General features: G+C 36.5%; 15 protein-coding genes. 3 read left to right on the top strand and 12 right to left on the bottom strand.

The genetic code is table 11. The features are described from left to right. Nucleotides 1-74 precede the first annotated feature (74 nt). The 4 genes from SFC47_RS01590 to phaQ all read right to left on the bottom strand — a co-directional run bounded on the left by SFC47_RS01590 (nt 75) and on the right by phaQ (nt 3822). Complete coding sequence (locus SFC47_RS01590) at nt 75-908, bottom strand: undecaprenyl-diphosphate phosphatase (RefSeq protein ID WP_411252523.1); 834 nt, start codon at nt 906-908, stop codon at nt 75-77. Nucleotides 909-1298: 390 nt separating this feature from the next. Next, nucleotides 1299-2525 (bottom strand): C40 family peptidase, encoded by a 1227-nt coding sequence (locus SFC47_RS01585; protein WP_411252522.1) that lies wholly within the window; start codon nt 2523-2525, stop codon nt 1299-1301. Between the two features lie 264 nt (nt 2526-2789). Next, a complete protein-coding gene (locus SFC47_RS01580) occupies nt 2790-3404 on the bottom strand; it encodes a hypothetical protein (RefSeq protein WP_411252520.1) in 615 nt (204 codons plus the stop codon). Continuing rightward, nucleotides 3385-3822, bottom strand: coding sequence for a poly-beta-hydroxybutyrate-responsive repressor (gene phaQ / locus SFC47_RS01575; RefSeq protein ID WP_411252519.1), 438 nt, complete (start codon nt 3820-3822; stop codon nt 3385-3387). Before phaQ ends, SFC47_RS01580 begins: the two co-directional genes overlap by 20 nt. Nucleotides 3823-3970: 148 nt before the next feature. Between phaQ and SFC47_RS01570 the strand changes: the two genes are divergently transcribed. Next, the gene (locus SFC47_RS01570; protein WP_411252517.1) at nt 3971-4753 is read left to right on the top strand and encodes an alpha/beta fold hydrolase; all 783 of its coding nucleotides are present in this window, start codon (nt 3971-3973) and stop codon (nt 4751-4753) included. Between the two features lie 59 nt (nt 4754-4812). Here SFC47_RS01570 and SFC47_RS01565 read toward each other — a convergent pair whose 3' ends face one another. The 7 genes from SFC47_RS01565 to SFC47_RS01535 all read right to left on the bottom strand — a co-directional run bounded on the left by SFC47_RS01565 (nt 4813) and on the right by SFC47_RS01535 (nt 15737). Continuing rightward, nucleotides 4813-5523 carry a hypothetical protein gene (locus SFC47_RS01565; protein ID WP_411252515.1) on the bottom strand — a complete coding sequence of 237 codons (711 nt, stop codon included), beginning with the start codon at nt 5521-5523 and terminating at the stop codon, nt 4813-4815. Between the two features lie 18 nt (nt 5524-5541). Beyond that, nucleotides 5542-6276 carry a hypothetical protein gene (locus SFC47_RS01560; RefSeq protein WP_411252513.1) on the bottom strand — a complete coding sequence of 245 codons (735 nt, stop codon included), beginning with the start codon at nt 6274-6276 and terminating at the stop codon, nt 5542-5544. Between the two features lie 120 nt (nt 6277-6396). Continuing rightward, nucleotides 6397-8031: a long-chain-fatty-acid--CoA ligase gene (locus SFC47_RS01555; RefSeq protein WP_411252511.1), complete on the bottom strand. Its 1635-nt coding sequence runs from the start codon at nt 8029-8031 to the stop codon at nt 6397-6399. A 224-nt stretch (nt 8032-8255) separates the two neighbouring features. After that, a complete protein-coding gene (adhE, locus tag SFC47_RS01550; RefSeq protein ID WP_411252509.1) occupies nt 8256-10859 on the bottom strand; it encodes a bifunctional acetaldehyde-CoA/alcohol dehydrogenase in 2604 nt (867 codons plus the stop codon). Between the two features lie 243 nt (nt 10860-11102). Further along, on the bottom strand, nt 11103-13865 hold the full coding sequence (gene ppc, locus SFC47_RS01545; RefSeq protein WP_411252507.1) for a phosphoenolpyruvate carboxylase: 2763 nt from the start codon (nt 13863-13865) through the stop codon (nt 11103-11105). Between the two features lie 137 nt (nt 13866-14002). Then, nucleotides 14003-14452 carry an SRPBCC family protein gene (locus SFC47_RS01540; protein ID WP_411252505.1) on the bottom strand — a complete coding sequence of 150 codons (450 nt, stop codon included), beginning with the start codon at nt 14450-14452 and terminating at the stop codon, nt 14003-14005. 109 nt (nt 14453-14561) lie between these two features. Next, nucleotides 14562-15737 (bottom strand): LL-diaminopimelate aminotransferase, encoded by a 1176-nt coding sequence (locus tag SFC47_RS01535; protein ID WP_411252503.1) that lies wholly within the window; start codon nt 15735-15737, stop codon nt 14562-14564. Nucleotides 15738-15913: 176 nt separating this feature from the next. Here SFC47_RS01535 and SFC47_RS01530 point away from each other — a divergent pair, with 176 nt between their 5' ends. Then, nucleotides 15914-16552, top strand: coding sequence for a YczE/YyaS/YitT family protein (locus tag SFC47_RS01530; protein ID WP_486348370.1), 639 nt, complete (start codon nt 15914-15916; stop codon nt 16550-16552). 19 nt (nt 16553-16571) lie between these two features. Here the strand turns inward: SFC47_RS01530 and SFC47_RS01525 are convergent, their stop codons facing one another. After that, on the bottom strand, nt 16572-17174 hold the full coding sequence (locus SFC47_RS01525) for a hypothetical protein (RefSeq protein ID WP_411252501.1): 603 nt from the start codon (nt 17172-17174) through the stop codon (nt 16572-16574). Nucleotides 17175-17473: 299 nt separating this feature from the next. Between SFC47_RS01525 and SFC47_RS01520 the strand changes: the two genes are divergently transcribed. Then, a complete protein-coding gene (locus tag SFC47_RS01520) occupies nt 17474-18055 on the top strand; it encodes a hypothetical protein (RefSeq protein WP_411252499.1) in 582 nt (193 codons plus the stop codon). The last annotated feature ends 11 nt before the right edge of the window (nt 18056-18066 follow it).

Here is an 18066-nt window from a genome sequence, read left to right as displayed (position 1 = left end):
AACACTTTTTATCCAACAAAAAAACCAACAACTTTTCGTTGTTGGTTTCCAATCAGTTGATTCCTAACACTATATTAAAAATAGACAATAAAAATAACGAACGCTAACAGAATACGATAAATTGCAAAAGGTACTAGTTTTATTCTATCTATTAGTTTTAAGAAGAAGCGAATAGAAATTAATGCAAACACAAAGGCACTAATAAATCCTGCAATAAAAAATGGAAGTGCATCCATGGTCATATACTCCCAATTTTTCAGTAAAGAAAGAAAACTGGCACCCGCCATAATAGGTACTGCCATGATAAAGGTAAAATCCGCAGCAGCTCTATGACTTAATCCTAAAAGAACCCCGCCAGAAATAGTCGATCCTGAACGGGAAAATCCTGGCCACAATGATAAACATTGAATAAGACCAATCGTTAATGCTTGTTTATAGGTAATCTGGTCAACAGTTTGGATTATTGGCGTTTTTGGGCCAAAGCGATCTGCAATAATCATGAAAATAGCACCAATCACTAATCCTATTAAAACAGTCTCAGTCGAAAATAAATATTCATCGATGTAATCTTCAAGCAGCACACCGAAGATTCCAGCTGGTATTAATCCAACAATAACTTGAGAAAGTTTTAACCGATTGCCGCTTTGTTCAGATAGTTTATTTTTTATACGTCCCATTCCCAATAGGTCAATGATCCTGTCTTTAAATGTCACAACAACCGCTAAAATGGAACCCAGCTGGATGACTACTTTGAATGTATTTGCTCCATACTTACCCAAAAACGCTTCGGATTGCAGCCACATATCATCAACGATAATCATATGCCCTGTTGAAGATACTGGAGCAAATTCTGTTAACCCCTCTACAAAACCTAAGATGATTGCTTTAATAATTAATAATAATTCCATTTACATAACTACTCCTAACTTTATCTTCTATTATTTACATTAAGGACATCGGAACAACTTTTTAATTGTACTCAATATCCATTGTCTTTAGCAAATATTATTTAATAAAATGGCTGTGTTAAACTAGGCTGTTGATTTACGCTCCACTAAGGAAAGCTTCTTTGACTATTCACCGCAGGGACAGGCGATCTTTGCCTGTCCCCGAGGCGCTATGGTTTCCGCGGGCTCGCCCGTGAGCCTCCTCGATCGTTCCGATCTGCGGGGTCTGACTCAGCTCGTACTCCCGCAGGAGTCAAGCGCCTTCCGCTCCAATCAACAGGTTCTAAAATCACCAGTATCCTTTCACACAGCCAATAAAAAAAGAAGCGAGGCTATGCCAGCCTCGCTTACCTATTGTAAAATAATGCGATTAACACGCCCATTGAATTTCTCCAACCAATAACCAGTTGTCATATCTGCAATGGCAACACCTGTAGAGCTTTGTGATCCTAAGAACTTGCCTGCACCTAGATAAATTCCAACATGACCATCTTTTTTATAGGTATCAAAAAACACTAGATCTCCTGGAAGCATATCCTCAACATTTACAGCAGTTCCAGTATTTTTCAATACCTCCGTACTCGCACCGATTTTAATATCTGCCTGTCGATACGCCCAACTGACAAAAGCTGAGCAATCAAATCGTCCATTTGCTATGTCATATTCATTTCGACCGCCGCCAAATACATAAACCGAATTCCCTATATATCTAATTCCTTCAGAAATAATTCTTTTAACGGTTTCATTTGTTAACAACGTCGAGTCATTTAGAATTTGGTTTACATCAATATCGGTTATATTATACATTGTTGTAAGTGCAGAATCCTGCTGCATTAACCCTGCCTGTTCTGCAAGAACAACTTGTTCTTTTTTCTTTAATTCTAATCTTAACATTACGTTTTGTTGTTTTTGTTCTTGAATTTGTGCCTGCATTCCTTCTAATTCTACTTTCATGCTTTCTAGCTCTAGTAATTTGTCTTGAACATATTCTTGCTTCTTCTTGATATCGTTTTTGTCGATTTCATGCTGCTCTATAAGTGTTTGGTCTGCTTCTACAAGAGATGCTACTGCACCTACACGTCCTACAAAATCCTTAAAACTTGAAGCACCTAGTAATACATCAAGATAGTTTACCTTTCCACCTGTTTCCTGAAAAGTAAGTGCACGCTTTTTCAAGATCTCATTACGCTTTTTTACTTTTTCGTTTAACAAATCAATCTCTGACTCTAGTTTCTGTATTTCCAATTGAGAAACTTTAATTTTGTTCTCTGTTTCGAGAATTATATTATTATTATCAACTATTGCTTGATCGACTCTGCTGATTTGTTCATTTATTTGTTTTATTTCATCTTTTATTTGATTAAGCTCTATATTTCCTTTTTGTATTTCTAATTGAATTTTTAAACGCTGCTCATCTATAACTTCTTGGGTTTTATTTTCTTCTGTTTGTACTTGTGGGTTTCCATTTTCCTCTGTTTGTACTTGTGGGTTTTCATTTTCCTCGGCTTCTACTTGAAGTATTACAGTTGGACTTCCTAACGTAATTATTGAACAAAAAGCTATAATCTTCTTTTTCAATTCTTTTCCCCTGCTTTCCTTCAAATAACACAATTCATTATTTTTCCACTATGTAAAACAAGATCATTATCAATTTATTAAATTAGAAATTTACCAGAAATAATCCTATATACCCATATTTATCCTATTCATCTGCAATTAGAAGTATAGCATGAATTCTTGTTAATTCAATGATAGTTTTATTAAATTTATGTTTCAACTTCAATTAATAAACATAAAAAGCAGACCATGTTTTTTGGTCTGCTAATCAATAAGGATAAGGCATTAGTTTATTTTAAAGAGCTCTTTAACACTATTTCTTCCGCGATTTACAATTTCATTATGAGTATTCCTTGCCATTTTTACGTACTCATTTGTAACTTGCTGCCAAGCATTACGACGTTCACGAGCATAATCAATGTTTGCTTCCGTACTCTTTTCGAAATTATCTTCTAACTGGTCAATAATTTGGAATACAGATTTGATTGGAGTGAGAGCCAGATTTTCTAATTGATTAGAGACCTCTTTAAGCTGTTCTTTAAGCTCTTCCCTTTCATTCATTAATTCTGCTTCCAACTTTTCCTCGTCTTTCATAAGCTGCTGTCTGCGTGCATCCATTTGCTGCATCAATCCAGAGAAAACTTCTTTATTTGTTTTTTTAGTTTGCTCAAATAGGTTACCAATTGACTTCCTGTATTGCTTGTTAAACTTAATTACTTCTTTCAAAGCCCTTACATATGCATCTTCGCGGTTTTCACGCAATTGTCTAGCCCGTTCAAGGGATTGTTCATACTGATTCCAAAGTGTATCCACAAATAATCCTTCATTTTTCGGTTCTTGGGCTGCTGGAATCATTTTTTCTTCAACAGCAGTTACACTTTCACTCTTTTTCTGTGCCATCGTCCTTCCTCCTCTTTTTATTGTTTACTTTCTCTATCGAATCCTTCTTTTGAAATGAAGGAATATAGAGCTCAAGGAAACTTGAATACATTTTAAAGAATTGGTCAAGCATCGATTGGTACGATTCTAGTTGATTGGCATAGCCTCTTAAGTATGTAATACCAGCTTTGGTGATGGAATATCTTCTCTTGGCAGGACCACTGCCATTAGTATCCCATTCAGATGAAACTAGTTCTTCCTTTTCCAGTTGTCTTAACAGTCTGTATAAATTTCCCTGATCAATCGTTTTAAACCCAAATGTTTGTAATTTCTGGCTGAGCTCATATCCGTGAAGAGACATCCTGCTAAGGAGCAATAAAATAAATGGCAGAACAAAATTTTTTGAAGGATTGACAGATTGATTCTCTTGATTTACCATTCTCATATCACCTCACCTATATGTATTTTACACCTATGAGTAATATTTTGTCAACTTGACAAATAAATGTTATTATATGGTGTAACATCACGTTTACAATTTTCGTAAGTTGGTAATAAAGTTATTAAAAATTGAGGGTGGTGTCAAATTGAAACAATCGAAGGTAAGTATGTTTGGGATGCCCTACTTACATTTTGGCAAGGGTGAACCATTAGTTCTGATTCATGGATTAGGTGAAGTGAAAGAAGGGTGGAAGGCTCAGTTTGAACTAGCTGATCAGTACGAGTTAATTATTCCTGATTTGCGCGGGCATGGTGAATGTATCAAAACCGAAGGGATAACTATTCCAAATTTTGCTTCAGATGTAATAGCTTTATTAAATGAATTAAAAATTGAAAACGCTAACATTTTAGGCTTGTCAATGGGCGGTGCTGTCGCCCAAGAGATTTATCGTCAAGCCCCCCACCTAGTACGCTCTCTCTTGTTGATTAGCACATTCCACTTTTTCCCAAGAAAACTCAGAAAACCGTTATATCATTTTAAGAAATTAAGATTGGGGATTGCCGCAACGGACCATGACCTCAAAGAAACCGCAGCGCACATGAGCCTTTTTTCTTGGTCTGAGCAAAATATGAATCACTTTAAACGATATTTTCAGCCGAAGCGTAACATCTTCTTAAAATCGCTAAAAGCTTGTTTCGAGGTTGATAATCTTTCTTTATTACCCACTATAAAAGTTCCAACTCTTATTATTGGCTGTCAATATGATTCGGTTCTGCCCGTTTGGATACAGTATTGTATGCACAAGTTGATTCCTCATTCAGAATTTATCATCATGAGAAATAGTGGCCACTTAGCCAAATTAGAAGCAACTGACCGGTTTAATCTTTTGCTAAGAAAGTTCTTAAACCGGCAACAGTCCGCTGCTTGATTTGATTTAAATAAGTGGGAAGGATGGGGGTCCTGCCCACTTATTATTTCATACTTGAGTTAAACAGTTGTAACTAATTCTTTTTCCTTCTCCTTGCCTTTTGGGCTTTCCTTGCCCACAAGAGTTTTTAAAGATGTTAATTCATTTTTTATTTCTGTTAATTGACCTAACCCAAGTTTTACTTCCTCTAAATCAGAGTGAATGGTCTTTGTCTCATCAAGATCTTTCATTTTCAATATTTCCTTCTGTGTTTCTTTTATTTTCTCAAGTTCCCCTTTTACATCACGAAGGTTAACCTGAATAATTTTAATGTCCACAAGATCTTTCCTTATTTCCTGAATGTCATCCTTCAATCTTTTCAATTCAGATACTTCATGAGCAGCTCTTTGGAATTCTCCCTGCATTTGTTTAACCATAATAGCCATCTCTTGAAACAATGCTAGATTTTCTTTATTGATTTCACACAGACTAGCTTGTAATTTCCAAAGCTGTTCTTCTAAAATATCAATTTTACCTTCTGCTTGGATAGAAAGGTTGGCAGCATTCGCAATATCCTTTTTAGTAGGAAGGTTCATTATACCAGCCAATAGCTGTTGATTTTTCCTTAATAGTTCCATGTAACGTGAGTGAACACCTAAGCCGGTATTAGCTAAACGGACAAATTCATTATTATCCAAAGCCATAAACAAAAGGCCATTTATTTGTTTTTCCCACATTTCACTTATCTGTTTAAAGCCTTCGTATGGATCATACATCTTTTCATTTGCCATCCTTCATCATCCTTATTCTTATGATTTTGTAACTTCTTCAGCCTGTTCCATATATTTATTTAATGGAAATATTATATTTCTAAGTTGCCCGGTCAAGAGGCTGACAAAACCTTTTTGACTTTCAAAAATAAGAGTGGCTGCTTGTTTTAAGGTTTTTATATATTGTTTTCTGCTATTCTTCCTAAGATTAATATATTGTTCAATCATTTGAAGATATTGGTCACCCATTTGATTACTTAGCACTAACTTTATTGGTGTGTTTAAAATTGAAGCTGTTTTATTTTGAATTTGGTCAATCTGCTGATTAATTCCTTCATAAGATACTTTTGGAAATACATGCTGAAGAACTGTTGTTGACATTAAAAACTCCTCTCTAGCAGTTCTTTCCCAGTTTGCGAATTCTCTTTGGAACTGATCTCTGACCAATTTTATATTCTCCTGATTTCTTTTTATACTTTCAGAGAAATACATTGCTTCTTTTAAAAATACATCATCACGGAAATCTGCTCTTTTTGCCCATTGGTCTAATTCACAAAACGCATGCTTCCAAAGAAGGTCCAGAGTTGAAAATTGTTCCTCGACATCTTTTTCCGGAAGAGTTGGTTCCTGTTCCTTTGATTCTATAATAGTTTCTGTTACCTCAGAATCTATGACTTCACTTTCAACTGAAGAATTATCCACAGCATTACGTCTCTTTTTAGTCGTTTTGGGTGTTTCAAGATTCTTTGATTTGGTTTCTTTTTTTTCAGTCATTTATTTCTCCCCCATTTATTGAATTATTTAGGAAATTGTTCGTGTTGTATCTACTTGAAGGAATCTTGATGTGTTCTACGAAGTATTTGTAATTTAGCGGGTTATGATAATGATAGCTTCTTAAGAATGAATATTTTCGTTTTCTTCCTGGCGGAGCATTCTCCTTAATAGCTTTCCAACTGATGATTTTGGCAGGTCCGTAAGAAACTCAATCTCTTTTGGTACTTTATAAGGAGCAAGATATTTCTTAGCAAATTCAATTATTTGCTCTGGTGTAACATTTGCACCAGCCTTAACTTTCACATATGCTTTGACTGTTTCTCCTCTATAGGAGTCTGGTATTCCAACTGCAATGGCTTCTTCAACCGCTGCATGCTGGTAGATAATTTCCTCGATTTCACGCGGGTAAACATTGTATCCGCTCGCTATGATTAAGTCCTTTTTACGATCTAAGATATAGAAGTAACCGTCGTCATCCATTTTGGCGATATCACCAGTAAAGAGCCAGCCGTCTCTAATTACTAATTGAGTGTCACTAGCTCTCCTCCAGTAACCTTTCATTACCTGAGGGCCGCGCAGAATTAATTCACCGGCTTCACCGACTGGAACATTTATATATCCCTCTTGAGTTTCCCTCACGATCCTTGCTTCTGTTCCTGGTATTGGAATACCCACACTGCCTAATTTCCTTGGGAGAAATGGCGGTGTAGAGATAGCCGAAGGAGCTGTTTCCGAAAGTCCATAACCATCCGCCAGCCGGATTCCAAACCTTTTTTCAAATGATTTTACTTGTTCAACAGGGAGAGGTGCACCGCCGCTGCTAAAGTAGTATATATCCTTAATTGCACTTTCTTCCAATTGTGGATGACTGTTTAATGCAAAAATCATCGTTGGCACTGCAGTAAGCTGAAATGGCTTCTCTCTATTAATTAATTCAATTAACTCATTAACATCGAAACGCGGGAGAATTAATTGGTTACATCCAATTCGGATTCCTGAGAGTGCATTGCATGACAATCCATAGACGTGAAACATTGGGAGGACGCTGATAATTTTAAAGTTTTCCGGTTTTTCATCAACAGCATTATAGGTGAAATCACATACTTGAATAATATTGGCAAGCAGGTTTTGGTGGGTAAGCATTACCCCTTTAGAAACACCCGTAGTACCACCCGTATATTGTAGAATAGCTACATCTTCTTCTATGTTGATTGGAATATCAGGGATTATATTATCATGTGTAAGAAAGTCATCAAAGTAAATATCACCTTCTGAAAGATTAATCTTTGTTCCTCCAAAGCCAACAACTATTACTTTTTTCAAAGAGGTTCTCGCCTCTACTTCTTTAACCTTTGGATAAAATGCTTCAAATACAACCATATAGTCTGACTCAGAATCATTTAGGGCATATTCGATTTCTCTTTCGACATACATGGGGTTGACTTGAACAGCAATGCCTCCTAACCTGAACACTGCGAATAGGCTAAAAATATAATGAGGGCAGTTAGGCAGCATAATTCCTAATCTATCTCCCTTTTTGAAACCAATGCGGTACAAGGAAGCAGCCAGCCATTCTGAAATAACTCTTGTTTCTTTGTAACTCCATGACCTTTCATAAAAAGTTAGTGCTGGTTTTTCTCCGTGAATATTGGCTGCCTGCTGTAAAAGATCGAATAACGAATCATAGTCAACAGAAACCTCACTATTTATCCTTGGATCATAAAACTTTAACCATGGCTTTTCTGAATAAACCATACTCCCCCTCCTAATCCAATCAGGTAACTAACCACTTAAATTATTGTTTTTAATAAGGTTTTTGTAAACGTAGCCAATTCGACAATTTTCAGCACTTTTCGAATAATGACAAAGCATTCATAATTAGTCTGCAAAGGTAATAGACATATTACACATTGAAGATTGATGATTCTTGTCGAAAGAATAGCCCCTGTTCACACAACTTTCGAAATTACAGTGTATCCTTAAAGGCCTTTGTATGCCTTTCGATAGAGATCTGCCAGCTCCGTTACTAGAGGCTGTTTTGGATTTGCAATCGTATCTTGATCATCAAAGGCATGTTCAGCTAGAATATTAATCTTTTCATCAAATACTCTTTTCTTTATCCCCATCTCTTCAATGCTCGTTGGCAATTCTAATTCAACAATAAGCTTCATAATTGCTTGTATGAGACTCTCTACCCCTTCTTCTGTTGTCTCAGCAGGCAGACCAAGAGCTTTTGCAATCTCAGCATAGCGCTCATCTGCAATAAAGTGTTCATATTTGGGATATGTCATGAATTTATTCGGTTTCTGTGCATTGTAACGAATCACATGCGGCAGCATAATTGCGTTAGCTCGACCATGAGCGATGTTAAATTCAGCACCCAGGGCATGTGCCAGGCTGTGGTTAATTCCTAAGAATGAGTTAGCAAAAGCCATTCCGGCAATTGAGGATGCATTGTGCATTTTCTCACGGGCAAGTTCGTCATTGCCATCGTGATATGCCTTCGGTAAGTACTCAAATACTAATTGGATTGCTTTCAAGGCTAAGCCATCTGTAAAATCATTTGCTAATACTGAAACAAATGCTTCAATCGCATGAGTTAATACATCAATACCCGTATCTGCTGTAACATGCTTTGGAACGGTCATCACAAACTGAGGATCAACAATAGCCACATCTGGTGTTAATTGAAAATCTGCTAACGGATATTTTATATTTGCCTTTTTATCAGAAATTACCGAAAAGGAAGTTACCTCTGAACCTGTACCAGATGTGGTCGGTATGGCAACAAAAATTGCCTTTTTTCGAAGAGATGGAAATTTCACCACTCTCTTACTAGGATCAAAGAATTTTTGTTTTAGGCTATTAAAATCTGCTTCTGGATGCTCATAGAATAGCCACATCGCTTTAACAGCGTCCATCACAGAACCGCCTCCAAGAGCGATAAGACAGTCGGGCTGGAATTTCCGCATTCTTTCTGCCCCTCTTCCTACCACATCGATGTCTGGTTCAGCTTCAATATCACTCAACACTTCATATTGGATATCAGCAGGATGTTTTTCCAGTTGATAAAGTACCTTATCAATAGCTCCATTTTTTATTTGACTCGTGCTTGTTACAATAAATACTTTTGAAATCCCTGGTATGGAAGATAGGACCTGAATAGAATTTCTTTCAAAAAATATTTGTGATGGAACCTTAAACCATTGTGTCATATTTCTCCTTTTTGCTACTTTTTTTATGTTTAATAGATTAGCTGCTCCAACATTTTGAGACACTGAGTTCCCTCCATATGTTCCGCATCCAATTGTTAAGGATGGTAAAGATGTGTTGTATATATCTCCAATTGCCCCATGAGTAGATGGTGTATTTATAATAATTCTTCCTGCCTTCATCCTAAGAGCAAAGGTATCGATAACATTTTGGTCTGATGAATGAATAGCTGCTGAGTGGCCAAGTCCTCCGTACTCTAATGTTTCTTCAGCGATTAAAAGTCCTTCAGCCAAACTATTCACTTTATAACAGGCAAGTATAGGACTTAATTTCTCACATGAAAGAGGGAAATTAGCTCCGACACCATCTAGTTCAGCAATTAAGATTTTAGTATTGACAGGCACATGAACCCCAGCCATTTTTGCAATCGTAAAAGCTGGTAATCCAACAATCATCGGATTTAGAGATGCGTTCTTTTCATCGATTACTGCCTTTTCAATCATTTGCTTCTCTTCATTATTTAAGAAGTAACAATTGTTATCGATCATCTCCTTTCTTACTTCATCATAAATCTCATTGTCGATAATAAGGGCTTGTTCTGAGGCACAAATCATACCATTGTCGAATGTTTTGGATAGAATAATGTCGTTTACTGCTCGTTTAATATTGGCGCTTTTTTCAATATAACAAGGAACATTACCCGCTCCTACCCCCAGTGCCGGTTTCCCTGAACTGTACGCAGCTTTCACTAAGTTTGGTCCTCCCGTAGCCAGGATGAGAGAAATTTTTGGATGTTTCATTAAAGTCTGAAATGCTTCATGGGAAGGAATTTCAATCCATTGGATACAATTCTCAGGTGCCCCCGCCTTTAAAGCTGCATCCCTAAGTAGTACTGCTGTTTCAGCACAGCATTTTTGTGCATATTTCGGGAAAGCAAAGATAATTGGATTCCTTGTTTTAAGGGAAATCAACGATTTGAAAATGACGGTGGATGTTGGATTCGTGATAGGAATAATACCTGCTATGACCCCCACTGGTTCTGCTATCTCGACCATGCCCTCATGCTCATTTTCACTAATAACTCCCACTGTTTTCATTTCTCTTATATTGTTGTAGATGAATTCGGTTGCAAACATATTTTTGAAAACCTTATCCTCATATACCCCTCTTTTTGTTTCTTCGACTGCCAGCTTGGCTAGATCTTTATGTGACCCAAGTGCTGTATAGGCCATTTGTTTGACGATTACGTCCACCATTTCCTGGTTATAGCAGCGGAATTCTTTAAGTGCAATTGCTGCATTTCTTGCTAAAATATCAATCATTCCTGCCACATTTTGATTCTCTTTTACAACTCTTTCTTCAACCGCCATTCATAATCCCTCCAAATCAAACTGTCATGAAGAAATGTCCTTCTTGACAAACTTTAAAATTTTTTATCTTTTCTGGCTAAAATATATCATGCTGGATAATGCGTAATTTGTCGAAATTCGCTAAAAAACGAATGAATATTCATTCATTTTTTAAAATTTCACAGAATGTTCAAAACCACTCCCCTTTTCTGATGAACATAAAAACCGCACCCCATTCTTTTGGGATGCGGTTTGGCAGAAAAATCAACCAGTATTACGTAAACCAGCTGATATTCCACTTATGGTAAGTAGTACTTCGGTAATTAATTCTTCATCAGGCTCGTCCATTTTCCTTAATTGTTTAATTAATTCTACCTGTAAGAAGTTTAATGGATCAACATATGGATTTCGTCGATAGACTGAGTCTTTAATGTTTGGTGTATGATCCAGCAACTCTTTATCCCCCGTTATTTTGAGGAGAATAGCTTTTGTTCTTTCATATTCTTCAAGGATGTTCGAAAAAATACGCTCAGCAATATTTTGATTTTCTACTAATGATAAATACTCTTTTGCAGTTGTAATATCTGCTTTCATCAGCGCCATTTGGAGATTATCAATCGTTGATCGGAAAAATGGCCATTTTTCATACATCAGCTGTAATTGGTGTAGATTTTCGTCGCTTTGTGATGCAAAACTTTCTAAACCTGTTCCCGCTGCATACCATGCTGGAAGAAGCTGCCTGCTTTGTGTCCAAGCAAAAACCCATGGAATGGCTCTTAAATCCTCGAACCTGCCGCGATTCTTTCTGCTCATTGGCCGTGAACCTATATTTAAGTCACCAAGCTCTCTTAATGGGGTTGCTTCATTAAAATAGGTTAAAAAGTCTGGATCTCCAAAAACAAGAGATTGATATTTCTTTAGTGATACGCTGGAAATCTCTTCAATAGCCAGCTCCCAAGATTCATCCCTCAAGTTTCCATGTTCTGCTTCTTTTGATACATGGGCTGTTGCCAGCATAAGTGTAGAAGTAGCCTGTTCTAAGCTTCGATAAGCGATATCTTCAAGCAAATATCGTGATGACAGCACTTCACCCTGCTCTGTAATTTTCACCCCGTCACCGATGGTTTCAGCAGGCTGGGAAAGCAGGCTTTTGTTTAACGGACCGCCCCCGCGTCCTAGTGAACCGCCTCGGCCGTGGAAAAACTTCAATCCAACATTGTACTTGTTTGCCATCTCATGAATTTCAAGCTGCGCCTTGTAAAGCTTCCAATTGGCTGTTAATGTACCGCCGTCCTTACTGCCATCTGAATATCCGAGCATAATTTCCTGTTGGTCATTCATTACTTTTAAATGATTACGATATACAGGCATTTTAAACAAGGTTTCCATAATTCTAGGTCCTGCAGTCAAGTCATCAATGGTTTCAAGTAATGGTGCGACATTTAGCTGACTTTCAATTGTCCCATCGGCATGTAATCGATAGATACCGGCTTCTTTTGCCAAAACTAATACTTCAAGTAAGTCGCTTGCCGATTTCGTCATACTGACAAGATAAACGGATATTGCACGCACACCAAATTCCTTTTGAGCATCTCTTATCATTTGAAATACCTGAATCATCTGCTGGGTTTCAGGTGAATAATCTTCATTTAGCAGAAGAAGCGGCCGGGGATCCATCAAAGTATTTTCTAAGATTTTTACCTTTTCGGCTTCAGATAGTTCTGCATAATTATCAGAAATCCGTACTTTTCGGAGAATTTCTGTAATAGCACCCTCATGTTCACCACTATGGTTTCGAATATCAAGGGTTGCAAGATGGAATCCGAATAGTTGTACCTGACGTATCAACTTTTGGATAGTTTTTAACTCATGCGCTGCTGGATGATGTACGTTTAAGCTTCTTTTTACTATGAATAAATCTTCTAATAATTCTTCGGATGATTTATAACCTAAATCTGATTTACCAACCTGCTTTAAGCGTTCAATGATAATAGCAAATTTCCGGCGATATACTTCTGATGTAATTGGCCATCTCTTATCTTCCGACAAGTACTTGATTTCTTCTTCCTCCAAGGTTTGGACCAATTCTAAACTAACATCTACCCTAGTAGTTGAATGACTATACCGTTTCATTAAATCGACAAGAACATTTTTATATTTTTTCAAGACCAGCTTCCGCTGCTTTTGCAGCGTCTCCCATGTGACTTCCGGAGTTACATGGGGATTTCCATCTCTGTCTCCGCCAATCCAAGAACCAAATTTAAGAAAATTAGGGACGTCCCAGCTCTTTTGAGAAAAGTTTTTTTCTAAACAATCTTCTACTTCACGATGTATTTCTGGAAGGACTTCAAATAATGTTTGATCAAAATAATACAACCCATTACGAACCTCGTCCAGCACAGTCGGTTTAGTATGGCGAAGTTCATCTGTCTGCCAAAGAATTGTTACTTCATTAAACAAACTCTCTTCAAGTTTTGTGCGTTCTCTCTTTGTTAATAAAGGATGATCGAGTTTATTTAGTATTTCAGCAATACGTTGTTGAATTTCTAATATGGAACGCTTTGCTGCTTCTGTAGGATGCGCAGTAATTACTAACTCAAGTGACAATTTGTTAAGGACATCCTGAATCATATCTTCATCAATATTATTTTCCTTCAAAGAATGTATTGCACTTTCAATGGAATCAGGTTGAACAACTCTATCATCTTGCAGTTGATATTGTCTTTTTCTGCGTATTCGGTGATTTTGTTCGGCAATGTTTATCAAATGAAAATACATTGAAAATGCTCGAATGACTTGTTTTCTGATTGGAGTGCTAAGGTTTGCAATCTCTTGTTTTAGTTCATTATAAATATCCTGATCAAAATGAATTCTAAGTGTTTTACATGTCATTCTTATTTTCTCTACTTTATCTAGTAGTTCAGTTCCACCATGATTGACAAGGATTTCACCAAGTATTTGCCCAAGTAGTTTAACATCACGGCGAAGTGGAAGACTGCTGTCATTCATCTTCAAATCTGTAGTCATACTTTCACCTTCCCTGTATTAGTTAATTGACTAAATTTTTTATTTATTAATATAACATATCTTTTCGCCTCATGTTAGGAATTTTTTAAATTATTAAAAAAACAACCCAAATTTTTTGGGTTGTTCAAGTGGAAATTTCACTTATTGTTGAATTCTTCAAGTTTTAATGAAATGGCGGTTGCTACTTCCTCGGTTGGAATCGGAATTGTATTTTTGAAAAGCGTATTCGCCAATGAACCTAGTGCTCCACTGGCATTAATTTCAAGAAAACCCGTCACCAATGTTTTCACTTTATTAATAGCTTGTGCTTCAAAGTAACCCTCGCCTATATACTTTTCATTCGTACGCCTAAGTTCAAAGCTGACTCTAGTCGGTTCGTTCCATTCCTTTATATCAATAATCAATCTCACCTTTTTTTTCATTATGCCAAGGTCACTTTTAAATTCCCACGTAATGATGGTTTCATTTATTTGTTCATGCTGGATATAACCAGGGACTAGCGGCGCCCAATTATTGGCATCTCTAATGAAGTCCCAAATCACTTTTATCGGGATATCTAATTCAATTTGTTGCATTTCGCTAGGCATTTTGTATCCCTCTTTCATATAAAATGTAAAAGACCTTCAATGCTGAAGGTCTTTTTATCATATTTATATGATTAAACTTGTTGTTATAGAAGAATGAAATTGCTTATACCTACTGTGCACACCCGATTAGGAATTCATGTATCCGAGCAGCTGCTTCTGAAAGTCTGTCTGCCGGCTGGACTAATGCAATTCTGACATATCCTTCACCCTGTTTTCCGAACGCATCCCCTGGGATTACGGCTACTCCAGTATGCTTGATTAATTCAAATGCAAATGGTCTTGATTTCCATCCTTCAGGGATTTTAGCCCAAATAAACATGGTTGCAGGGGACTTAGTCACTTCCCAGCCGCTTTTATTTAGTCCCGCCAATAGGGTATCCCTTCGAAACTCATACTCTCTCATCTGGTCTTTTAATAGCGTGTAATCCGATGTAAGGGCTGATACAGCTGCTTTTTGAATAGGATAAAATACTCCATAATCAATTTGTGATTTAAAGGTTCCCAGGATATTTAATGCTTGCTCGTTGCCGACAGCGTATCCAATTCGACAGCCTGCCAAATTAAATGTTTTTGATAAAGAATTAAATTCAATTCCAACTTCCTTTGCACCTGGAACAGACAGGAAGCTTATTTGGGGATGACGATCAAAGATTAATTCAGAGTAAGCGAAATCATGAACGACCAAGATGTTATGACATTTCGCTAAATCGATCACCTTCTCAAAAAAGCTTCTATCAGCCAGTGCTGTTACAGGATTACCGGGATAACTTAGAATCATCATTTTTGCCTTTTCTAAAATATGCAGTGGTATATCATCTAGGACGGGCAGAAAGTTATTTTCTGCTAATAATGGCATTGGGTACAGCACACCCCCCGCAATGGTAACACTTGCTTCGTATATAGGGTAACCTGGATCCGGAACTAATACATAATCTCCTGGATTAATGATCGCTGTAGCTAAATGCGCAAGACCGTCCTGGGACCCCATTAGTTGAAGCACTTCTTTTTCTGGGTTGATGTCCACTTCGTAACGCTGGTGATAAAAATAAGTAACAGCATGATTGAATTCTGCTATCCCCTTTAACGTATATCCATAATTTGCACGATTACTAGCATATTTAACTAGCTCTTCAACAACAAACGCAGGTGGCGGTAAATCCGGGCTCCCAACACTCAAATCTATAACATCCAGGCCTCTCATTAGAGCTTGATGTTTAAGTTCAGCCACCTCTTGAAATATACTTGCCGATAATTTTTGAACTTTATTTGATGCAACAAGTTTCATAGATTTAACCCTCCATTAATTCAATACCCAAAATGTTCTTATTTGATACATTTTAGCAATATTTTGACTATTGATAAATTTTTTCAACTTCAAAAATTCAAAATGATTGATTATCAAATTAACATCTTTTAAGATTTAGGTTAATTGACAGTTTTTTATTTGGAGGTAACAAGCAGGTGAAAGTAATTCATTATGTATTATTTTTATTAGGATTGATTTTCTTTGGCTTAGGCAATGCAATAGCCGTAAAGGTGAAACATGTTGGTTTACATCCCTGGGAAGTTTTAAATGTGGCTTTATATCAACACTTCGGACTTACTATAGGGACTTGGGGAGTGATCTCTGGGTTAGTACTGGTTATCATTTCTTACTTTACAGCAAGAAAATATATTCGAATTGGAACATTCCTTAATGCCCTTTTAATTGGTCCCATTATGGACTTCTTTCTATGGTTGGATTTTTTACCCGAGGCAACTAATTCTTGGGTCGATTATCTTATAGTATTTTGTGCCATTGTCATAGCTGGTTTTGGCGGGGGAATGTATGTTGCGGCTGGCCTTGGTGCCGGACCACGTGATGGTTTTATGCTTTCAATTTCAAATAAGACTAAATTATCCGTAAGTCAGGCACGCATCCTCGTTGAGAGTTTTATCTTGATCATTGGTTTTATTTTAGGAGGTCCTGTTTTTATTGCAACATTCCTCTATACATTCATTCAAAGTCCAGTATTCCAAAAGTCTTTGAGCTTTTTTAATAGCTTAATTGAAGTGTATAAGAATAGGAAGAAACAAATAAGAGAAGACGTCTATCTATAAACGTCTTCTCTAATATTAACTAGATCACTTCTACTCTATCAGCAGTGAAATCATGATAATACTCTTGGTGAGTTAAATCATTCATGTCATGTTCATTTGTTTCTTCAAAATAAGAAGATAATTTTCCTTCGTAGACTAATTCTAAAGAGGCTGATTCTTTTATGTCATCAGGAGTTACAAGCGACAGCGGCTTTTGTTTATTGATTTTCACTCCTGATTCCTCAAGCAGCGCTGCAACAAAATGGGAGCAAAAAAAGGCATTTTTCCGATCTAATTCCAAATTAAACATAACAGCAAATAGACCTAAGAGATTGTAGCGATATTCACCTTTATTTTTTTCAATTTCCTTAATTTTACGACAAATTGCATCGTATTGGTTTTCTGATAATGTACAACAATAAATAGCACAATCCGCATTGCGAAATATTCCGCCACGGATATTTTCTCTTACAAACCCAGCTAGGAAAGGATTTCGAGGTCTTTTTCGTCCGAAACTATAGACATCCCATAATTGGTCATCTAATGCAATGGATGCATGATTATGGGGCTTCTTCGTATAGAGTTTAATGATTTTTGTTAACACCGTACCGGTATCAGTAAGAAGTACGTAAACTTTCCTCATCCTATATTCCCCCTTATTTTTCTATAGGAAGGGATTTCTCTTGTTATATCCCTTAATAAATATCATTTATTTTATTCTAATGTGTATGTCTTCTAGACTACACGATCCAGAGAATTATTTTTATCTAAGACTTAAGACTTATCATAGTATTGGAGCTTCTCTTATGCTCTTATATTAATAATTTACTAAATTTAATTCCCCATAGAAACACATTTTTCCTGTTTTTTTTATAAAAATTTCCCATATTTAACATTTCAAGCATAAAATAATACATTCATGATAGTAAGGGGTGAAATAAATTGGGATTATATATAAACAAAAGTAAAAAACTCAAAGTATATAAAAATAAAAAGAAAATAACAGAACCAAACCAAAAGTTGGTGAGGACAGACTATCTTTCAGAAGTAATAGACGAACAGCACCGAGCAAATGTTTCACTGCTTCAAGCAATCCAAGAGATGAAATATCAGTTTCAAAACCAAGAGTTTGTACAAGCAAGTAATTGGGAACAAGTAGTAAATCAATTAAATGAACTTAAGTTTAGTAATCAAAAACATACAGAATATGAAGAACTAACTATTCATTTATTGAAGACACAAGAAGAACTGCAAAAACAATTAACAGAAAAAATTAGTAAACAAGAAGAGTTTCAAACGGAGGTATTAAATCGGCTGGACCAACAAGAAGCATTGACAGAGAAAATTTCCCGTCAACTGAATCATATTCGCTCAATCCTTTTTGAGCGGACCAATTACCTTGCAGAAAAAATTGATGAAGGATATAAAATTACTTCTTCTTATGTCTATAAACTAATGACTGGTTCAGACCAGCCCATCTCTTTTTATTTAATGAACAGTAAAAAAGAGGAAAAACAGCTATAGTGTCCGGTGCC

This window comes from Neobacillus niacini, assembly GCF_046591715.1.
Classification (GTDB): domain Bacteria; phylum Bacillota; class Bacilli; order Bacillales; family Cytobacillaceae; genus Neobacillus; species Neobacillus niacini_L.
The sequence above is the reverse complement of the archived record's forward strand: the minus strand, read 5'-3'. Positions and strand labels throughout refer to the sequence as shown.

Coding starts and splice junctions, on each gene's coding strand:
- SFC47_RS01590 (WP_411252523.1), bottom strand. CDS start 908: ATGGAATTATTATTAATTATTAAAGCAATCATCTTAGGTTTTGTAGAG.
- SFC47_RS01555 (WP_411252511.1), bottom strand. CDS start 8,031: ATGGTTTATTCAGAAAAGCCATGGTTAAAGTTTTATGATCCAAGGATA.
- SFC47_RS01565 (WP_411252515.1), bottom strand. CDS start 5,523: ATGGCAAATGAAAAGATGTATGATCCATACGAAGGCTTTAAACAGATA.
- SFC47_RS01540 (WP_411252505.1), bottom strand. CDS start 14,452: ATGCCTAGCGAAATGCAACAAATTGAATTAGATATCCCGATAAAAGTG.
- phaQ (WP_411252519.1), bottom strand. CDS start 3,822: ATGGTAAATCAAGAGAATCAATCTGTCAATCCTTCAAAAAATTTTGTT.
- SFC47_RS01535 (WP_411252503.1), bottom strand. CDS start 15,737: ATGAAACTTGTTGCATCAAATAAAGTTCAAAAATTATCGGCAAGTATA.
- ppc (WP_411252507.1), bottom strand. CDS start 13,865: ATGACTACAGATTTGAAGATGAATGACAGCAGTCTTCCACTTCGCCGT.
- SFC47_RS01560 (WP_411252513.1), bottom strand. CDS start 6,276: ATGACTGAAAAAAAAGAAACCAAATCAAAGAATCTTGAAACACCCAAA.
- adhE (WP_411252509.1), bottom strand. CDS start 10,859: ATGGCGGTTGAAGAAAGAGTTGTAAAAGAGAATCAAAATGTGGCAGGA.
- SFC47_RS01580 (WP_411252520.1), bottom strand. CDS start 3,404: ATGGCACAGAAAAAGAGTGAAAGTGTAACTGCTGTTGAAGAAAAAATG.
- SFC47_RS01525 (WP_411252501.1), bottom strand. CDS start 17,174: ATGAGGAAAGTTTACGTACTTCTTACTGATACCGGTACGGTGTTAACA.